Origin of the sequence: Actinoplanes sp. NPDC023801 (assembly GCF_040639655.1) — a bacterium.
GTDB lineage: Bacteria > Actinomycetota > Actinomycetes > Mycobacteriales > Micromonosporaceae > Actinoplanes.
On record NZ_JBFAAI010000009.1, the window covers coordinates 183299 to 199020 of the forward strand.

Sequence of the window (15722 nt, forward strand, 5' to 3'; positions counted from 1 at the left end):
TCGAATTGCCGATGTGCCAGTGTTTATGTCCGTCGGTTTATAAATCGACATTCATGGTTGTCCCGGGGTGGGCCGAAAATCCTTGCGAATTTGTGTTACGGCTGCTGAGACCCGCGGGTCACCGGGAAAGGCGGTGCCACTCATAACGCCTTCGACATGAATTTCGGACGCCTGCGAACGGCTTGGTCCGATCGCCGTCCATCCGCTCTGTTCGATCTTGTCGCGGTGATGCGCTCCTGGACGCCCTCGTGACAAGGACGTCGCCACAAAATTTTCTCCTTCGTGTTACGCCCGGCACGCCCGGCGGGTCTCCATCGCGAAAGTCCAGTACACGGGTACTGGAAGAGGGGAGAGCTGTGCCGCAGGCAGATCGCGCGGAGCCCGGTCAGGCGACGCTGAACTGGGGCGACCTGATGGCCTTCCGGCTCCTGGCCACGGAGCTCAACTTCACCCGCACGGCAGCGCGCCTGAACATCACCCAACCGGCCCTGTCGGTACGGATCCGCCGGCTGGAGCAGGCCCTCGGCGTCCGGCTGCTGGACCGCAACACCCGGGTGGCGCACCTGACGGCATCGGGTCGCCTGCTCAGCGACTGGGCGAACCAGGCCGCCCGAAGCTGGACCGAGATCCAGCAGGTGGTGGCCGACCCCCGCAGGAGCCCGCCTGACGGTCGTACCACCCATCTGAACCCGCCGACCTACCGGAGCCGTACGAAAGATCGCAGTTCCGCAGCCATGTCGTGATACCCGGACAGGAAGAAAGCGTGCAGATCGGCAGCGTCGGGAAGCAGTGGGAAAGGTTCATGGTCAGCTCGGCTTTCGCGTGCCCTCGACGGCACGACACCCCGCACCCTGCCCGCACGGCGACGGTGCCGTGCAGGACGGCCCGTGGAGGGCGGCGATGACGCGGGCCGGTGTGACCGCCGACCTCATCGTCGCAGCGCAGGGCGGTGACCGGTCGGCGCTGGAGAGCCTGCTCGGTGATCACCTGCAGCTCGTCTACAACGTCGCCGCCCGCTCGCTGCCGCCTGCCGATGCCGACGACGTCACCCAGGAGACCATGATGCGGGCACTGGCCGGTCTGCCACGGCTGCGCGACCCGGGGAGCTTCCGGTCGTGGCTGGTGTCCATCGCTGTCCGTGAGACCCGGCGTCGCGGCAGCCGGCTCGGTACCGACCGGCAACGCGTCACCTTCGCCGACACCGACGAGGTGGCCGCTGCCGACGTCAGCCTCGAGGACGATGCCGTGCACCGGCTCGACGTCGCCCGGCAACGCCGTACGCTCACCGCCGCCACCGCCTGGCTCGACGCCGACGACCGTGAGCTGCTCGGTCTCTGGTGGCTGACCCAGGCCGGAGCGATGCCCAGCGCGGACCTGGCCCCCGCACTGGGCATCTCGCCGGCCCACGCCCGCGTGCGGCTTCAACGCTTGCGCACGCGGTTGCGGGCGGCCCGCCTGATCGCTGAGGCGGTCGCCGCCATCGACACCCCGCACGGATGCGATGACCTGCGCGTACTGGTCAGCCGATGGGACGGGCGACCGGCGCCGGTATGGCGCAAGCGGCTCACCCGGCACGTCGAGGCGTGCCGCCGCTGCGGCGTGCCGTTCCCGGCACTGCTGCCGCCGGAACGGCTCCTGGTCACCGTGCCGTTGCTGGTGCCTCCGGCGTCGCTGTCCGAGGCTGCCGTGAACCCCGGCATGACCCTGTCGTCGGGCGCGGCGAGCCGCCACACCGCGCTGAAGGGTGCCGTAGCCGGCGCCGCGGTCCTCAGCATCGCGCTCGCGGTGGGCCTGTTCACCGTCGACCGGTCGCCGAAGCCGGACAACGTCACCGCGCCACCACCCGCCGCGCTGCCGCCACCCACGCCGTCGCCGTCGTCCTCGCCGTCGGCTTCACCGGTCGCTCCGGCGGCCGCGCCCGGGGCCGGTGCGGGGTTCGGCGGCCCCACCTGGTCGGCCAAGCAGATGCCGCCCACCAACGGTGGCCGCTACCTGTACGTCTCAGGCCGGGGGAACGACAGCAACTCCGGCCGGTCGCGTGGCGACGCCCTCCGGACCCTGCGCCGGGCTGCCCAGCTGACCGGGCCGGGCGACACGGTGCTGGTCGGCGACGGCGAGTACAGCGATCCCGGCCGTAGCAGCGTGGTGACGATCGATCGGTCCGGCACGCCCGGCCGGTGGATCACCTGGGCGGCCGATCCGGGCACCCGGCCGGTCGTCCGGGCCTCGCAGTGGCAGGGCATCTGGGTGCACGCCTCCTACGTCACCGTCTCCGGATTCACCGTCACCGGGCTACGGACCGGGCTGACCCGGCAGCAGATCGAGGCCGCGAAGAACGGTGACGTGTCCGACCCGGCGGTGTCCAACAGCTGCATCGCCGTGACCGAGTTGCGCAACGCCGATCCGCCACGGCGCCCGAAACACGTCACCATCTGGGGGAACACCCTCACCGACTGCACCTTGGCCGGCATCTCCGTGCAGTACGCCGACTACGTGACCGCCGCGTACAACGTCACGCGCCGCAACGGCTGGTACTCGCCGTACGGTGGCAGCGGGATCTCGTTCTCGAATCTCTGGAACTCCGACGACAGCACCGGTCTGAAGATGATCATCCGCGGCAACGTGAGTTCCGGGAACCAGAACACGGTTCCCTGTCTGTGCAGTGGCACGGCCCGCCGGATCACCGACGGCAACGGCATCATCGTCGAGTCGCTCACCAACGACGACGTGCGCGGCGCACCGCTGTTCCAGCAGCCGTACACCGGCCGGACCCTGGTGGAGAACAATGTCGCTCACGACAACGGCGGCCGCGGCATCAACGTCTTCGACGGTGCCCACGTCGATGTCGTCAACAACACCCTGTACCGCAACGCCGCGCACCCGGCCATCACCGCCGACCTCGCGGTCACCCGGGCGGCCGACGTACGAGTCGTCAACAACATCGTCGCGGCCCGCCGCGGAGAGCCCGCCACCGTGGTGTCCGGCTCGTCGAAGGTCACGTTCGATCACAACCTCCTCGCCGGCGGCGGCTCCACGCCTGAGGACGCGGCGCTGCTGACGGCGGCGCCCCGGTTCAGAGGACCGCAATCCGGTGACTTCCGGCTCCACCACGACAGTCCCGCCGTCGACAGCGGCACCTCCCGCCTTGCCGCGCAGGCCGACGCCGACCGGCTTCCGAGATCACGGCCGGTCGATCGAGGAGCGTACGAGCTGCGCAGTCGATAGCGGTTGGCCACCGCGGCCGTCCGCAACGTCACCGAAGGCGGGCTCCGCCATCCGGCGAGGCCGGAACGCGGGCCGGAAACATGTCGCGTTGCGGTGCGGTGGTGCGGATACTGCGCCGATGACCGGTTCCGCATCACCACGGCTGCTTCGGCCTCGCGCGCTCGAATCCGGCGATCTCGTCGTCATCGCCGCGCTGTCCGGGCCGCTGCCCCAGGTGTACGAGCCCCACGTCGAACAGACGGTAACCGTGCTCCAGCGGATGGGATTCCGCGTGCGCCGGGCACCACTGGTGCAGGTGGAGCGACACCGCTGGTGGAGCGCGGCCGCCCCGGCGGAGATCGCCGCGGAACTCAACGGGCTTCTGCGTGATCCGGAGGTTCGTGCCGTCGTCGCCTGTGACGGCGGTCAGACGGTGTTCGGCTACCTGGACCTGATCGACATGGCGGCGATCAGAGCCGACCCGAAGCCGATCCTCGGCTACAGCGACATCTCCCTGCTGCATCTGGCGCTCTTCGCGCGTACGGGTCTCGTCGGGTTCCACGCCGACATGGCCGTGCCCGGCTTCGGCGGGCACTGGCAGACCGCACCGGCGCCGCGGCGGGCAGAACTGGAGGCGCTCTACTGCAGGTTGCTGACCGGCACCGAACCGATCGGTGCGTTACCGGCGGGCGCCTCATGGGAGTGCTGGCGTGCCGGGCGCGCCGAGGGCCGGCTGATCGGCGGAGTGATCAACCGCATCGCGCTGGTGCAGGCGACATCGTTCGCAGTGCCGCTGGAGTGGTTCGACGGTGCCGTGTTGTTCTGGGAGGAGATCGGCGGTGCGGCATCGCACGTGTGGAGTTATCTGCAGGTGATGCGGCACGCCGGGATCCTCGATCGAATCTCCGGCATGGTCGTGGGAGTTCCCCGCGAGATCGCCGGGCTCGGCACGTCCGGAGCGTCCCCGGCGCTGTCGGAGATCGTCTTGGACGTACTCGGCGACCGTGACATTCCGGTGCTGGGCAACGTCGACGTCGGGCATGCCGGGCCGAATCTGCCGATGCCGGTCGGTGTCCGGGTCGCCCTCGACAGCCGGCAGCGGACGTTGTCGCTGCTGGAACCGGCAGTGCGGGCGCGGGCGACGACGGAGCCGGCCGGCTGAGGTTCCGTCAGGCGACGCCCCGCTCGCCCGGTCCCGTGGAAGCGCCGGCCTCGGCCTCGATCAGGTCGGCGAAATCGATTCCGGCTTCGGCGAGCAGCCGTTGCACACTGGCGATGAACAGGCCGTCGATGACGTTGTCGCCGTGCAGCAGCCGATAGAAGTGGTCGCGGCCCCGGCGGACCACCTCCACGCGCCAGCGGCCGTCCGGTGTCTGGAAGGCGCCTTCGACCTGGCCGGACGTCGCGGGTGCGGCGGGGTCGGGGTGCCGTCGGGCCGAGCTCACGTTCTGGTCCGGCCGCAGTCCGCGCCAGGACGGATGCCGTAGCCGCCCGTCGGGGGTCCAGTTGCGGAACGCGACCTCGCCGACCAGGACCGGTTCCACCCAGTGCGCGTGCCGGGCGTGTTCACGCGGCACGTCGCCGACGGCAGGGGTCGTCCGGGTCAGGACCGCCAGCTGCTCGTGCAGCCGGCGCAGCATCAGGTCGGTGAAGCCGGTGCCGACGTGCCCGGCGAACCGCAGCCGGCCGGCGTCGTCGTGCACGGCGAGCAGCAGCGAGCCGATGGTTCCGGTGCGACGGCCGCCGCCGGCTTTCCAGCCGATCACCAGAACCTCCTGGGTACGGATCAGCGGCACCTTCGTCCAGTCCGCCGATCGTCTGCCGGGCCGGTACGGGGAGCCCAGCCGCTTGGCCACGACGCCTTCCATCCCGCCCAGTTCGGCGGCGCGCAGGACCGCCGTGCCGTCGGTGCCGGTGAAGTGCGGCGGGGTCCGCAGTGCCGGCCCGTCGAGCTCGAGGCCGGCGAGCTGCTGCCGGCGCTGCTCGTACGGCTGCTCCAGCAGTGACCGGCCGTCGAGGTGCAGCACGTCGAACACGTAGTAGTGCACCGGGACCGAGGCGACCAGGGCGGCGGTCGGCGCCGTCACATGCATGCGGGCGGCGAGGCGGGCGAAGGACGGCCGGTCGCCGGGCTCCAGCGCGACGATCTCGCCGTCGAGGATCGCCCGCCGGGCGGCCGGCGACTGCCCGAGCACCGCCAGCTCGGGGTAGCTGCCGGTGACGTCGTTGCCGTTGCGCGACAGCACCCGTACCTGGCCGCCGTCGATGTAGGTGACCGCCCGGACGCCGTCGAACTTGTACTCGAACGCCCACCCGTCCCCGTGCGGCAGTGAACCCGCGGCGGCCAGCATCGGCGCCACCACGGGCAGCGGCGCCGGCTCCGTGATCACCCGGTCGACGTACCCGCCGCGGACCAGGCAATACACGCCGGCCCCGAACTACAAGCGAGTAGTTCCGCGGCGGGCGACACCTGTCACGCCGTGTCGCTGTCCTGCCGGGTACGGCGGTGCACGGCCATCCAGTTCTCGACGTCCTCGGCGAGCCAGATCTTGCCCTGCACCAGATCGGCGATCGGCTTCGGGAAGTCCGCGCGGCTGGTGATCTGGTAGGCCCGCTGGCGGCTCACTCCGCCGAGGCGGATCCGGATCTCGTGTGCTCCCACCAGGCGGAGCTCATTCGTCGACATACCAGCGACAATAGCGATAAGACTAGTAGTCAGCCTCATTCCCCCCACCCGTTCGGGCTCCGCGGGGGGACTGTGGGCTCCCACGCCGATCTCATCGGGATGCCGGTGCGCAGATCTCCGCCGGGCGGCCCAGTTCACGCCGGCCCGGCGGTCCCCTCGGCGAAGGCGGTGGCGCGGGCGACCGCCTCCCACTGTTCGACCTCGCCGCGGATCTGATCGAGGTGGGTACGGATGCCGTCGACCGCGTCATCACCCAGCGGCAGCCGCAGCGGCGTGTCCTCAGCGGCCAGGGCACGCCGGATCGCCTGCGCCGCCTTGGCCGGGTCGCCCGGCTGCGTACCGTCCACGCCTTTGATGAAGGCGCGCGTGCCGCCGGCGGTCTCCTGGTACTCGGGCATCTCGGCGCTCTCGTACAACGCACCGCCGGAGAACGACGTCCGGAACGCACCCGGCTCCACGATGAGAACCTTGATCCCGAACGGAGCGACCTCGGCGGCAAGCGCCTCGGAAAAGCCCTCGAGGGCGAACTTCGTCGCGCAGTACGCCGAGAACCCCGGGTACGCGACCTGGCCCCCGAAGCTGGACATCTGCACGACGGCACCGCTGCGCCGGGCCCGCATGTGCGGCAACACGGCCCGCGTCAAGGCCGCCGGCCCGAACACGTGCACCTCGAACAAGTCGCGCAACTCCGCGTCGGTGGTCTCCTCCACCGCCCCGACCTGACCGCGGCCGGCGTTGTTGACCAGAACGTCGATCCGCCCGAGCCGCGACACGGCCCCGGCGACGGCCTGCTCGACCTGTTCGGGGCGGGTGACGTCGAGCTGCACGGCCGTGACCTGCTCCGGCGCCGTGGCGACCAGCTCGGACAGCGCCTCCGGCCGGCGAGCCGCCGCCACCACATGATCCCCGGCCGCCACCGCCGCCTCCGCGAGCGCCCGCCCGAAGCCCGAAGACGCCCCGGTGATGAACCAGACGCTCCCCGGACGATCGATCGACTGTGCCCCGTTCATGAACTCTCCCTTGTACTCGGCGAGTGGCGCCTCTGCGCGGGCCGCTCGCACCGCCGGCCATCAAGCTCTCCGGCCTACTTAACCCACGGGTGCGCGGTCCACTCCTGAGTGGTATTTCTTCGTCGGTTCACCGACACGGCCCGGCGCTGGGGTCCTCGACACCCGCGGCTCGAGTCCTGCGCGGCCCGCAGCCGGGGTGGGAGCGCGGCAGGTGAACAGTGGAGCGACCCCGCAACCGGGCGGAACCCTTACGGATACGCGGCGTGCACCCGTACACCGGAAATCTCTCACGCAGGCCCGGCCGACGATGGCCGGACAACCGGGGGAGAGTCTCACATGCGCCGCGCCAAGCTGCCGAAACCGGTGACAGCTCTGACCGCCGTGCTCGCCGGTGCCGCCGCCGTCATGGTGCCGGGCGCCGCGGTCGCGGCCGACGTGACGCTGACCGTCGAGGCCACTGACGACAGCTACATCTCCAGCAGCCGATCCGGCACCGCGTTCGGCTCGGACGACAAACTCGCCCTGGGCAGGCTGGGTGCCGACACGAAGACGGTGTTCGTCAAGTTCACCGTCCCGCCCGGCATCGACGCCCGCAAGACGGTGCTCTTCCTGCGCCCGTTCAGCACCCCGGCCGGGAGGATCACCGTCTCCCGCGTCGGCAACTCCTGGACCGAGGCCGGCCTGACGTCCGGCAACGCGCCCCAGCCCGGCCCGCCGGTCGCGTCGGTGACCCCGAAGGCGGCCGACACCCGCGTCGGTTTCGACCTGAGCCACGAGGTCGCCGGCCCGGGTACCTACTCGTTCGCCCTGACGTCCTCGCTCACCGATGGTGTCGTGCGTTTCCGGTCGGCCGAGAACACCGCCGGCGGCGGCCCCCAGCTCGTCATCACGGCCGGTGCCGCAGCCCCCGCCGAGCCGGCCGGCCCGGTCACCTCCGGTGATCACTCCCACTGCGTCACCGGCGCGAAGCTCGTGCCGTCCTGCGGTGTGCTCTGGGGCGGCGCCGCCGGCGGGTTCACCAGCAAGCCCCGCGACGTGGAGCACAAGAACTGGGAGAAGCTGAGCGGACGTACCGCGACGATCTTCCACACGTACCACCGCGGCGACGAGGCGTTCCCGACCAAGGCCGAGATCGCCATGACCCAGGACGCCGCGAACCCGCGGGTGCTGCTGCTGAACTGGAAGATCGCGTACGGCTCCACCTGGGCCAAGGTCGCCGCGGGTGAGCAGGACAAGCGGATCGACGCGTTCGCCGCCCGGGTCAAGGCCTACGGCAAGAAGACGTTCCTCGTGCTGCACCACGAGCCGGAGAACGACGTCGTCGCACGTGCCGGCTCGGGCTGGGAGGCCAAGGACTACGCCGCGATGTACCGGCACACCATCGAGCGCCTGCGCAAGCACGGCGCGACGAACGTGGTCAACGTCGTGGCGTACATGGGCAACGAGAGGTGGATGGCGCAGTCCTGGTGGAAGGACCTCTACCCGGGCGACGACGTCGTCGACTGGATCGGCCTGGACTCGTACGTCTCGGTGGAGAAGGGCTACTACCACTACGGGACGTTCGCCGACCTGCTGGACCGTAAGCCCAAGGGCGGCGGCCTGGGCTTCTACGACTGGGCGACCACCAAGCACGCCGGCAAGCCGATCATGATCGCTGAGTGGGGCGGCTACCACCGCATCGGCAACCTCACCGACAAGTCCGCCGTGTACAACAGCGTCCTGCCCGAGCTGGTGAAGCGGCCCGCGATCAAGGCGGTCGTCCACTTCGACACCAAGGCCGACGATGAGGGCAACCGTGACATCAGCATCGACAGCACCCCGGCCGGTCTCGCCTCGTTCAAGAAGCTGGCCGCCGCCCCGATCTTCAACGTGAAGCTCGGCTGATCGCTGCTGTACCCCGGCCGCCCCCGTACGTCAGGGTGCCCCTTCCCGGCGGGAACTCATCTGGTAAGGGCGGGGCACGCCTCCTGCAGCGTCTGCCACACCCGGCCGGGTGCCCGGAACCGCGGTCCGGCCCGGTATCCCTCGGCTATGGCGCATGCCAGGTCGAGTTCCCGGGCCGCCTCGGCCAGGGTTCCGGCCGGGACAGGGCCGTTCGCGCCGGGCAGGACACTGAAGACCGGCCGGCGGGGGTCGAGGATCCCGTAGGCGATGCTCGAGGTACGCCAGCCGCAGCGGCCGGGACAGCACCAGCAGCATGCCGTACGTGCACGCCAGCCGGACCTCACCGGCGAGCAGCCGGTATTCCGCCTCGTCGTGGTGCGTGAACGGTTCCGGAGCCAGGTTACGGTCGAGCCAGTCGGCGAACGGCTCGGGGCCGGCGACGCTGACCTCCACGGGGCCCCGGACGGTCCGCAGCAGATGCCGGGACGCGATCGTGTACACCCAGGTGGTCAGCTTCGACCGGCCTTCGAACTCGGCGAGATGGGTGACGACCAGGATCAGGATCTCCTGGGTGGCGTCGGCTGCCGCCTCCGGGTCGGAGGAGAACCGCAACGCCAGCCGGAAGATCAGGTCCTGCAGGCCGCGGCACAGCTCCTCCAGGGCCCGTGCGTCCCCGGCGACGGCCCGGCGGGCGAGACCCTCCAGGTCCGGCCCGCCGTCCGCTGTCACGCTCTCAGGAGACACGGTCACCCGCGAACCGGATCTCGCCGTGCTCCATGGCGACGACCTCCTTGATGTACGCGAACGCCGCCCGGCATTCAGGCACCTCACCGATCGTCGCCGCCGCCCGGTCCGCCGCCGCGCGATCGGCCCACCGCACCACGTCGAGCCAGGTCCTCTCGTCCAGCCGCACCAGTTGCAGGGACTCGAACCCGTCGAAGCGTTCGCGCAGCGCCCGCAGCATGGCGGGATGCGCCGCGAGCATCGCGTCCGCGTCGTCGGGATCCACGGTGAACCGGGCCAGCTCCATCGCCGTCATGATCGACTCCTTCCGCCGCCGGACGATCCGGTGACAGCAGATGAGAGATCCTCGGCGGTCCCGCTGTGACATGCCAGCGATGTGTCCCCGGTCACAAACGGTCCATCGCGTGCCTCCCTCTCCGGTAGTTTTCGCTGCCGCCTTCGTCCTCGCCGCGCGCTGATGGACGCGGCGGCCCGCTGGGTCGGCCCCCTTCCTGATCATTTGTTCCCACCGGGACCTACCATGCCGACGTGACCGAGGACCTCTCACTGTTTCCCTTCAGGATCGACACCTCCGATGACGCGACACAGCAACTCTGGCTCTTCGACGGCGACATGGAGCAGGTCGAGGACGTATTCGCCGATCGCGGTGCCGAGAGCAACGGGCACGGATGGGAGAGCCTGGCCGGGTGGCTGATCGACACCGAGATGCCAGAACTCGCGGATCTGATCTGGTTCGGTTCCGAAAGTGGGACGTTCGTCGCCGGAAGTTCCGACCCCGCAGCGGTACGCCGGCTCGCCGAGCGCCTGCACGAGGCGTTCCACGACCGTACGCTGCTCGCCCGGCTCATCACCGAAGCGACCCTCGACTGAGCGCCGGGGGTCATTGAGGTCGCCGTCCCGTGTCCGACAACTGCCCGGGCAGCCAGCCGGTGGCGAAGCCGGCTTCGTTGTCCGTGGTGATCGCGTGGGTCTCGTAGATGAGTTCGAAAGCCATCGGTGGACTCCTCCCCGTGGTCGGACGGCCACCGGCGATGTCGTCGCGGATACCGGCGCCGCGTCCCCGGTCTCGATCGAGTTGTGTTCGGCAACTGCCCTGACCGGCCGTTAGTCCCGGTGGCCGAAGGTGCGACACTACCGGCATGAACGTTCGGGCATTCAGCATCGTCAGCGTCACGGACCGCGGCCGGCCGGTTGTCCACCGTTGAGAACGGCGGGCACCGCCGGCGGCTGAGCGCACCGTTGGCCGGCCCCCGATGAGTGAACCGCCGCCGCGCCTCGGCCCGCGCTGCGAGCCGGTGCGGGCGTCGGCGTTCCCGGCGATGCTGGAGGATGACATCGACGATCTGTACGACACCGCGCCGTGTGGCAACCTGTCGATGTTGCTGGACGGCACGATCGCGAAGATCAACACGACGTTGCTCGGCTGGCTGGGCTACTCCCGCGACGAACTCGTCGGCCACCGGCGGTTCACGGATCTGCTCACCGTCGGCGGGCGGCTCTATCACGAGACCCACATCGCGCCGCTGCTGCGGATGCAGGGCGAGGTCAACGGGATCGCTCTGGATCTCAAGGGCAAGGACGGCTCCCGGCTGCCGGTGCTCGTCACCTTCTCAGTCAAGACCGGCGCCGACGGCCAGCCGCTGCTGATCCGCACCACCGTCTTCGACGCCCGCGAGCGACGCGCGTACGAACAGGAGCTTCTGCATGCCCGCCGGGAGGCCGAGGCCGAGCGGGAACGCCTGCGCGGGTTGATCGCCGGGCTGCAGCGCAGCCTGCTGCCGGATGACCTGCCGGCACCACCGCACATGCGGGCCGCCGCCTACTACCACATGGCGTCCGCCGACCGGATCGGCGGAGATTTCTACGACCTGTTCCCGCTTGCCGGCAACCGGTGGGGCTTTTTCCTCGGTGACGTGTGCGGCAAGGGCCTCGCCGCCGCGGCCACCTCCTCGGCCGCCCGCTACACCCTGCGCACCGCCTCAGCCTACGAGCCGGACCCCGCGGCCGTGCTGACACACCTCAACGATGTTCTCTACCAGGGCTATCAGAGCCCGTCGCACCGGCATTGCACAGTGATTCTCGGGACCCTCACCCCCACCGCGGCCGGCTGTTCGATCACCATCGCCGGCGGCGGGCATCCCGCTCCCATGCTGCTGCGGGCCGACGGCACCGCCGAGTGGCAGCCGACCACGGGCGGCACCCTGATCGGCGGTCTCCGCGATCCGCGCATCGCGACGCGGACGTTCACCATGGCACCCGGCGACACGTTGATCCTCTACAGCGACGGACTGCTCGAAGCCCGCCCCGGCCGGGGTGGGGACCGCTACGGCGAGGACGCGTTACAGGCCTTCCTCACCCGCTCGGCGCCCACCACCGCGTCCGCCGGGATCGAGGCGCTGACGGGCCTTCTCGGCTCCTTCGAGCGACTCGACGACGACGTGGCACTGATGGCGTTGTCCCTGACATCGGCTGGTCAGGTCCCCGCCGCGACGTGAGTCTCCGGCGACGCCTGGCCCGCCCGGTCCGGAGGGGCCAGGATGAACGGATGTCGATTCCGCCGCGGTTGTACGTGTTGGGTGCCGGCCTTCTCCTGACCGGCATCGGACTCGCCCTCACCATCGACGCGACCAGCGCCTACAGCGTCAACATCGCCGAGTCCGGCGACGGCTGCGCCAAGGACGGCATCAACATCGACTCGCGGACCGGCCTTTCACTCATGTGCATCGGCCCTGACGACGGCCGCGATTCGCCCTCGCCGTTCACCGTGGCCGAGAAGGAGCGGGTGTACGCGCTGGCGCAGGAGCTCGGTGACGACGAGGACGGCCTGACCGACGAGGACGAGACCCTGATCGAGGACCTGGTGGACGGGATCGCCGCGGCGAACGGCGACCCCGACGAGTCCGACGACCAGGCCGGTTCACCCGGCCACATTGCCTTCCTGACCGGGGCACCGCTGGCGCTCGGCGGCGGCATCCTGGTGCTGAGCCGCGGCCTGCGGGACCCGGAGTTCTGAGGCGGGGGCACGACAGTGAGCTCGTTCAACCGTGGATTGAGGGCGCGTGCGGAACCGGTGCACGGAGGGGCCTGCGGATACCGGCAGCCCCGGATATCAGTACTTGCGGAATGCTGTTCACGGCACGAAGCATCGCGTGGTGACACCCCAGTAGTTCTACTTCGTCCCGCCGAGGTACGCGGCTCGTCCGGTGCGGCGCGCTTCGATGGCTGCGGCGATGCGCGGGGCGACATCGGCCGGTAGCCGGGCGGCAGCGACGCCCGGATCGAGGAACTCGTAGGCGGACAGTTCGTCGGCGGGTAGCCGTAGCGGGGTGGAGGCGGACAGTGTCCCGGCGTCGAAGGTCATGCTGATGAGCGCGCGTGGCCGTGGCTCTGCGGGCGGCGCCCAGTCGACTACGAGCAGCGCGCCGACATCGAGGTGGAGGCCGAGTTCTTCGTGGAGTTCCCGAGCGCATCCGTCCTGGGGGTATTCGCCGGCGTCGAGATAGCCGCCGGGTAGTGCCCAGTGGTCGCGGTAAGTCGGTTTCACCAGCAGCACCCGGCCGGTGGCAGCTTCGGTGATCAAGGCCGCAGTGGTCGCGTAGAAGCTGGGGAGCTGCGCATACCACTGGTCGGGTTCGATCCAGGTACTCACCGGGATGACGGTAGCCGACCCGCCGGTGGTGAACTATCCTCCTAGGATGCTGTGCGCAGTGAGCGCTCGCTCTCGGCCGCCAGCGGAGTGCCGGTTTATGCTGTCCGCTCGCCGCGGGTCGAGGAGGCGCCGATGCCGCACGTGACGCTCTACGCGCTCGAGGACGATCTCGCCGGGCGTGAACCCCTCGCGGCCGGGGAACTGACCGACGCCGTCGTCTCCGTGTACGGCGAGTGGGTCCGCGGATCGGTCGACGTACGGCTCATCGGCATTCCGGCCGGCGGTGGACCCGCGGCGGGGTACCGGTGGTCGCGGCGGCGCCGTCGGTCGTATTCGGCATGCGTGAAGAGGTGTTCGCGCGGGCCGACGCGGCCACGGTGATCGCCCGGCTCGTCTCCGCGCTCACCGACGCCGTCGCGGCGGTGTTCGGCGACGACCGTCGCGACGAGATCCTCGTCGAGCTGGTCGGCCAGCCCACGACCCGCTCCGGACTCGGCGGGCGGGTCATCGGCGACAGCAGCGCGTAAGCGGCTGACGCCACGGGTCACTCGTAGCGGTACCTCAACGCGTCCGCCTCCGTCTGCTGGATGTCGGCGATCGTCAGTCCCGGCATCCGCAGCTGCGCCAGCGTCACCTCGGCCGAGGTGGGCTGGGCGTCGGCCGGCAGCCACTGCTCCGGCTTCCACACCCCGCCACGAATCAGCGACTTGGGACAGTGCGGGTAGACCTCGTCGATCCCCACCACCAGAGCGCTCGCCGGTGGCTTGCCCACGGCGGTCAGCTGCGACAGCAGATCGGGCCGGGTGGACACGCAGGCCCGGCCGTTCAGCCTCAGCGTCGTGGTGCGTCCCGGGATGATGAAGAGCAGCCCGGCCCGCCCGGTGGCGATGACGTTCTCCAGGTTGTCCAGACGCTTGTTACCGGTCGCGTCCGGGATGGCCACGGTACGTGAGTCCAGGACGGAGACGAATCCGGCGGGGCCGCCACGCGGGGAGACGTCGCAGTTGCCCTCGGCGTCGACGCTGGCGACCAGGACCAGCGACGCGCACGCGATCAGCTGCCGGGTCTGCTCGGTGAGTTCGGTCATCTGCTTGCGTACGGCGGCGTCGTTCGGCGAGTCATAGATCCGGCGCAGCGCCTCCCGGTCCGGCACGGCGTCGACGAGCAGCGAATCGAAAGCACTGGTGGCGATGTCTGCTGTCATGCCATCGACCCTAATCGACCGGCTGTTCGGCAAGGGCCGCCAGCCTGTCCAGTGAGGCCTTCAGCTTGTCCGCGGTGGTCGCCCGGGCGCGGGGCACACGTTTCTCATCGGTCAGCTCGGTCCAGTCGTACGTGTGGGTGACCCGGGTGTGTGCGGAGTCGATCGGTTCGAGCTCCCATCGCCACAGATGGCCGGGTGCGGGCTGGCCCGGCTCGGCGGGCCGCCACGCGATGCGGCGCCCCTCCACGAACTCGACCACATGGTTCTCCCGTACGTTCTGGCTGGTCGTCGACATGACGAAAACTTCACCGGCGGCACGCACCCGCTGCCCGGCGGGAGCCTCGGACAGGTTGTCGTTGCCGTCCCAGAGAGGTTGCTGCGACGGGTCGGCGATGAGTTCGAAGATGTCGTCGGCCGGCGCGGCGATGTCGCGGCCGGCGCTCACGATCCGGCCGGGTTCAGGGTTGCTGGTCACCTCGCCATCTCAGCACGGGACCGGCGGATCCGGCTGCCCCGTACTCCGGACGGCCCCCCGGCGTCAGCGAAATTCGGATGCAGGGGCCGGGCCGGCTGGCTAGCGTCCGGGCGTGGCTCACACCTATCCGCCGCTGAACGTCGAGGTCCGCACGCCGCGGCTCACGCTGGCCGGCGCGTCCGACGAGTTGCTGGAACGTCTCGTACCACTCGTGCGGGCCGGGATCGCCGACGCCGAGCCGTGGCCGTTCGACGATCCGATCTCGTTCTACGCCGACAGCCCGGAACGTGAATGGCGATGGCTGCGCGGCATCTGGACCGGTCGCGGCCGGATGACCCCGGATGCGTGGCGGCTTTACTTCGCCGTACTGGTCGACGGCGAGCCGGTCGGCATGCAGGATCTCATCGGCCGGGACTTCACCCGCTTCGGTACGGTGACCAGCTTCTCGTGGCTGGCTCCCGGCCACCGTGGACAGGGGCTCGGCAAGGAGATGCGTACGGCGATCCTGCACCTGGCCTTCGCCGGGCTGGACGCACGCGAGGCCGGCAGCGACGCCTTCGTGGACAACGAGGCTTCCAACGGCATTTCCCGCGCCCTGGGCTACGAGCCGAACGGCACGGACTGGGACACCCGCCGTGGCGAGCCCGCACAGATCCAGCAGTGGCGGCTCACCCGCGACCGCTGGGAACGAAGCCGGCGCGACGACATCGAGCTGACCGGCGTCAAGCAGTGCCTGCCCGTCCTGGGCATCGACTAGGACCGGCCCGGCACGAATCCAGGGTGCCGATCACCCGTAGCACGGCAGGTTCGGGGGGTCCTGGTCCGGGCTGGGCGCGCCGGCCGACCACCCTGACCGCCGAGGCGGG

The 15722-nt window shown here is 70.2% G+C and carries 17 protein-coding genes; 9 read left to right on the plus strand and 8 right to left on the minus strand.

Going from position 1 to position 15722, the window contains the following annotated elements:
• Nucleotides 1-356: 356 nt before the first annotated feature.
• The 3 genes from AB0G04_RS18775 to AB0G04_RS18785 all read left to right on the plus strand — a co-directional run bounded on the left by AB0G04_RS18775 (nucleotide 357) and on the right by AB0G04_RS18785 (nucleotide 4366).
• The gene (locus tag AB0G04_RS18775; protein ID WP_360983694.1) at nucleotides 357-743 is read left to right on the plus strand and encodes a LysR family transcriptional regulator; all 387 of its coding nucleotides are present in this window, start codon (nucleotides 357-359) and stop codon (nucleotides 741-743) included.
• Nucleotides 744-900: 157 nt separating this feature from the next.
• Nucleotides 901-3225, plus strand: a complete 2325-nt coding sequence (locus AB0G04_RS18780) for a sigma-70 family RNA polymerase sigma factor (protein ID WP_360983697.1) — start codon at nucleotides 901-903, stop codon at nucleotides 3223-3225.
• A gap of 118 nt (nucleotides 3226-3343) precedes the next feature.
• Nucleotides 3344-4366, plus strand: a complete 1023-nt coding sequence (locus AB0G04_RS18785) for an LD-carboxypeptidase (protein ID WP_360983700.1) — start codon at nucleotides 3344-3346, stop codon at nucleotides 4364-4366.
• A 7-nt stretch (nucleotides 4367-4373) separates the two neighbouring features.
• Here AB0G04_RS18785 and ligD read toward each other — a convergent pair whose 3' ends face one another.
• The 3 genes from ligD to AB0G04_RS18800 form a co-directional block, all read right to left on the minus strand.
• Nucleotides 4374-5594, minus strand: a complete 1221-nt coding sequence (gene ligD / locus AB0G04_RS18790; protein ID WP_360983703.1) for a non-homologous end-joining DNA ligase — start codon at nucleotides 5592-5594, stop codon at nucleotides 4374-4376.
• Between the two features lie 83 nt (nucleotides 5595-5677).
• Nucleotides 5678-5890: a DNA-binding protein gene (locus AB0G04_RS18795; protein ID WP_360983706.1), complete on the minus strand. Its 213-nt coding sequence runs from the start codon at nucleotides 5888-5890 to the stop codon at nucleotides 5678-5680.
• 134 nt (nucleotides 5891-6024) lie between these two features.
• Nucleotides 6025-6900, minus strand: a complete 876-nt coding sequence (locus tag AB0G04_RS18800; protein ID WP_360983709.1) for an oxidoreductase — start codon at nucleotides 6898-6900, stop codon at nucleotides 6025-6027.
• 336 nt (nucleotides 6901-7236) lie between these two features.
• Here AB0G04_RS18800 and AB0G04_RS18805 point away from each other — a divergent pair, with 336 nt between their 5' ends.
• Complete coding sequence (locus AB0G04_RS18805) at nucleotides 7237-8784, plus strand: DNRLRE domain-containing protein (protein WP_360983712.1); 1548 nt, start codon at nucleotides 7237-7239, stop codon at nucleotides 8782-8784.
• A gap of 30 nt (nucleotides 8785-8814) precedes the next feature.
• On the opposite strand, the gene AB0G04_RS18810 is transcribed toward AB0G04_RS18805, so the two are convergent.
• A complete protein-coding gene (locus AB0G04_RS18810; RefSeq protein WP_360983715.1) occupies nucleotides 8815-9534 on the minus strand; it encodes a sigma factor in 720 nt (239 codons plus the stop codon).
• Entirely contained in the window at nucleotides 9518-9823 is a 306-nt protein-coding gene (locus tag AB0G04_RS18815; RefSeq protein WP_360983718.1) for an antibiotic biosynthesis monooxygenase, read from the minus strand. The genes AB0G04_RS18810 and AB0G04_RS18815 overlap by 17 nt, the downstream gene beginning before the upstream one ends.
• Before the next feature lie 233 nt (nucleotides 9824-10056).
• On the opposite strand from AB0G04_RS18815, the gene AB0G04_RS18820 reads away from it, so the two are divergent.
• From AB0G04_RS18820 to AB0G04_RS18830, 3 genes are all read left to right on the plus strand, one after another.
• On the plus strand, nucleotides 10057-10398 hold the full coding sequence (locus AB0G04_RS18820; RefSeq protein ID WP_360983721.1) for an Imm51 family immunity protein: 342 nt from the start codon (nucleotides 10057-10059) through the stop codon (nucleotides 10396-10398).
• 383 nt (nucleotides 10399-10781) lie between these two features.
• Complete coding sequence (locus AB0G04_RS18825) at nucleotides 10782-12023, plus strand: SpoIIE family protein phosphatase (protein WP_360983724.1); 1242 nt, start codon at nucleotides 10782-10784, stop codon at nucleotides 12021-12023.
• A 50-nt stretch (nucleotides 12024-12073) separates the two neighbouring features.
• Nucleotides 12074-12541: a hypothetical protein gene (locus AB0G04_RS18830; RefSeq protein ID WP_360983727.1), complete on the plus strand. Its 468-nt coding sequence runs from the start codon at nucleotides 12074-12076 to the stop codon at nucleotides 12539-12541.
• A 156-nt stretch (nucleotides 12542-12697) separates the two neighbouring features.
• On the opposite strand, the gene AB0G04_RS18835 is transcribed toward AB0G04_RS18830, so the two are convergent.
• Nucleotides 12698-13177: an NUDIX hydrolase gene (locus AB0G04_RS18835; RefSeq protein ID WP_360983730.1), complete on the minus strand. Its 480-nt coding sequence runs from the start codon at nucleotides 13175-13177 to the stop codon at nucleotides 12698-12700.
• Nucleotides 13178-13515: 338 nt separating this feature from the next.
• Here AB0G04_RS18835 and AB0G04_RS18840 point away from each other — a divergent pair, with 338 nt between their 5' ends.
• Entirely contained in the window at nucleotides 13516-13704 is a 189-nt protein-coding gene (locus AB0G04_RS18840) for a hypothetical protein (protein ID WP_360983733.1), read from the plus strand.
• Nucleotides 13705-13721: 17 nt separating this feature from the next.
• Here AB0G04_RS18840 and AB0G04_RS18845 read toward each other — a convergent pair whose 3' ends face one another.
• On the minus strand, nucleotides 13722-14381 hold the full coding sequence (locus tag AB0G04_RS18845) for an MSMEG_1061 family FMN-dependent PPOX-type flavoprotein (protein ID WP_360983736.1): 660 nt from the start codon (nucleotides 14379-14381) through the stop codon (nucleotides 13722-13724).
• Nucleotides 14382-14391: 10 nt separating this feature from the next.
• Nucleotides 14392-14856 carry an SRPBCC family protein gene (locus AB0G04_RS18850; protein ID WP_360983739.1) on the minus strand — a complete coding sequence of 155 codons (465 nt, stop codon included), beginning with the start codon at nucleotides 14854-14856 and terminating at the stop codon, nucleotides 14392-14394.
• Nucleotides 14857-14968: 112 nt separating this feature from the next.
• Between AB0G04_RS18850 and AB0G04_RS18855 the strand changes: the two genes are divergently transcribed.
• Nucleotides 14969-15613 carry a GNAT family protein gene (locus AB0G04_RS18855; RefSeq protein WP_360983742.1) on the plus strand — a complete coding sequence of 215 codons (645 nt, stop codon included), beginning with the start codon at nucleotides 14969-14971 and terminating at the stop codon, nucleotides 15611-15613.
• The last annotated feature ends 109 nt before the right edge of the window (nucleotides 15614-15722 follow it).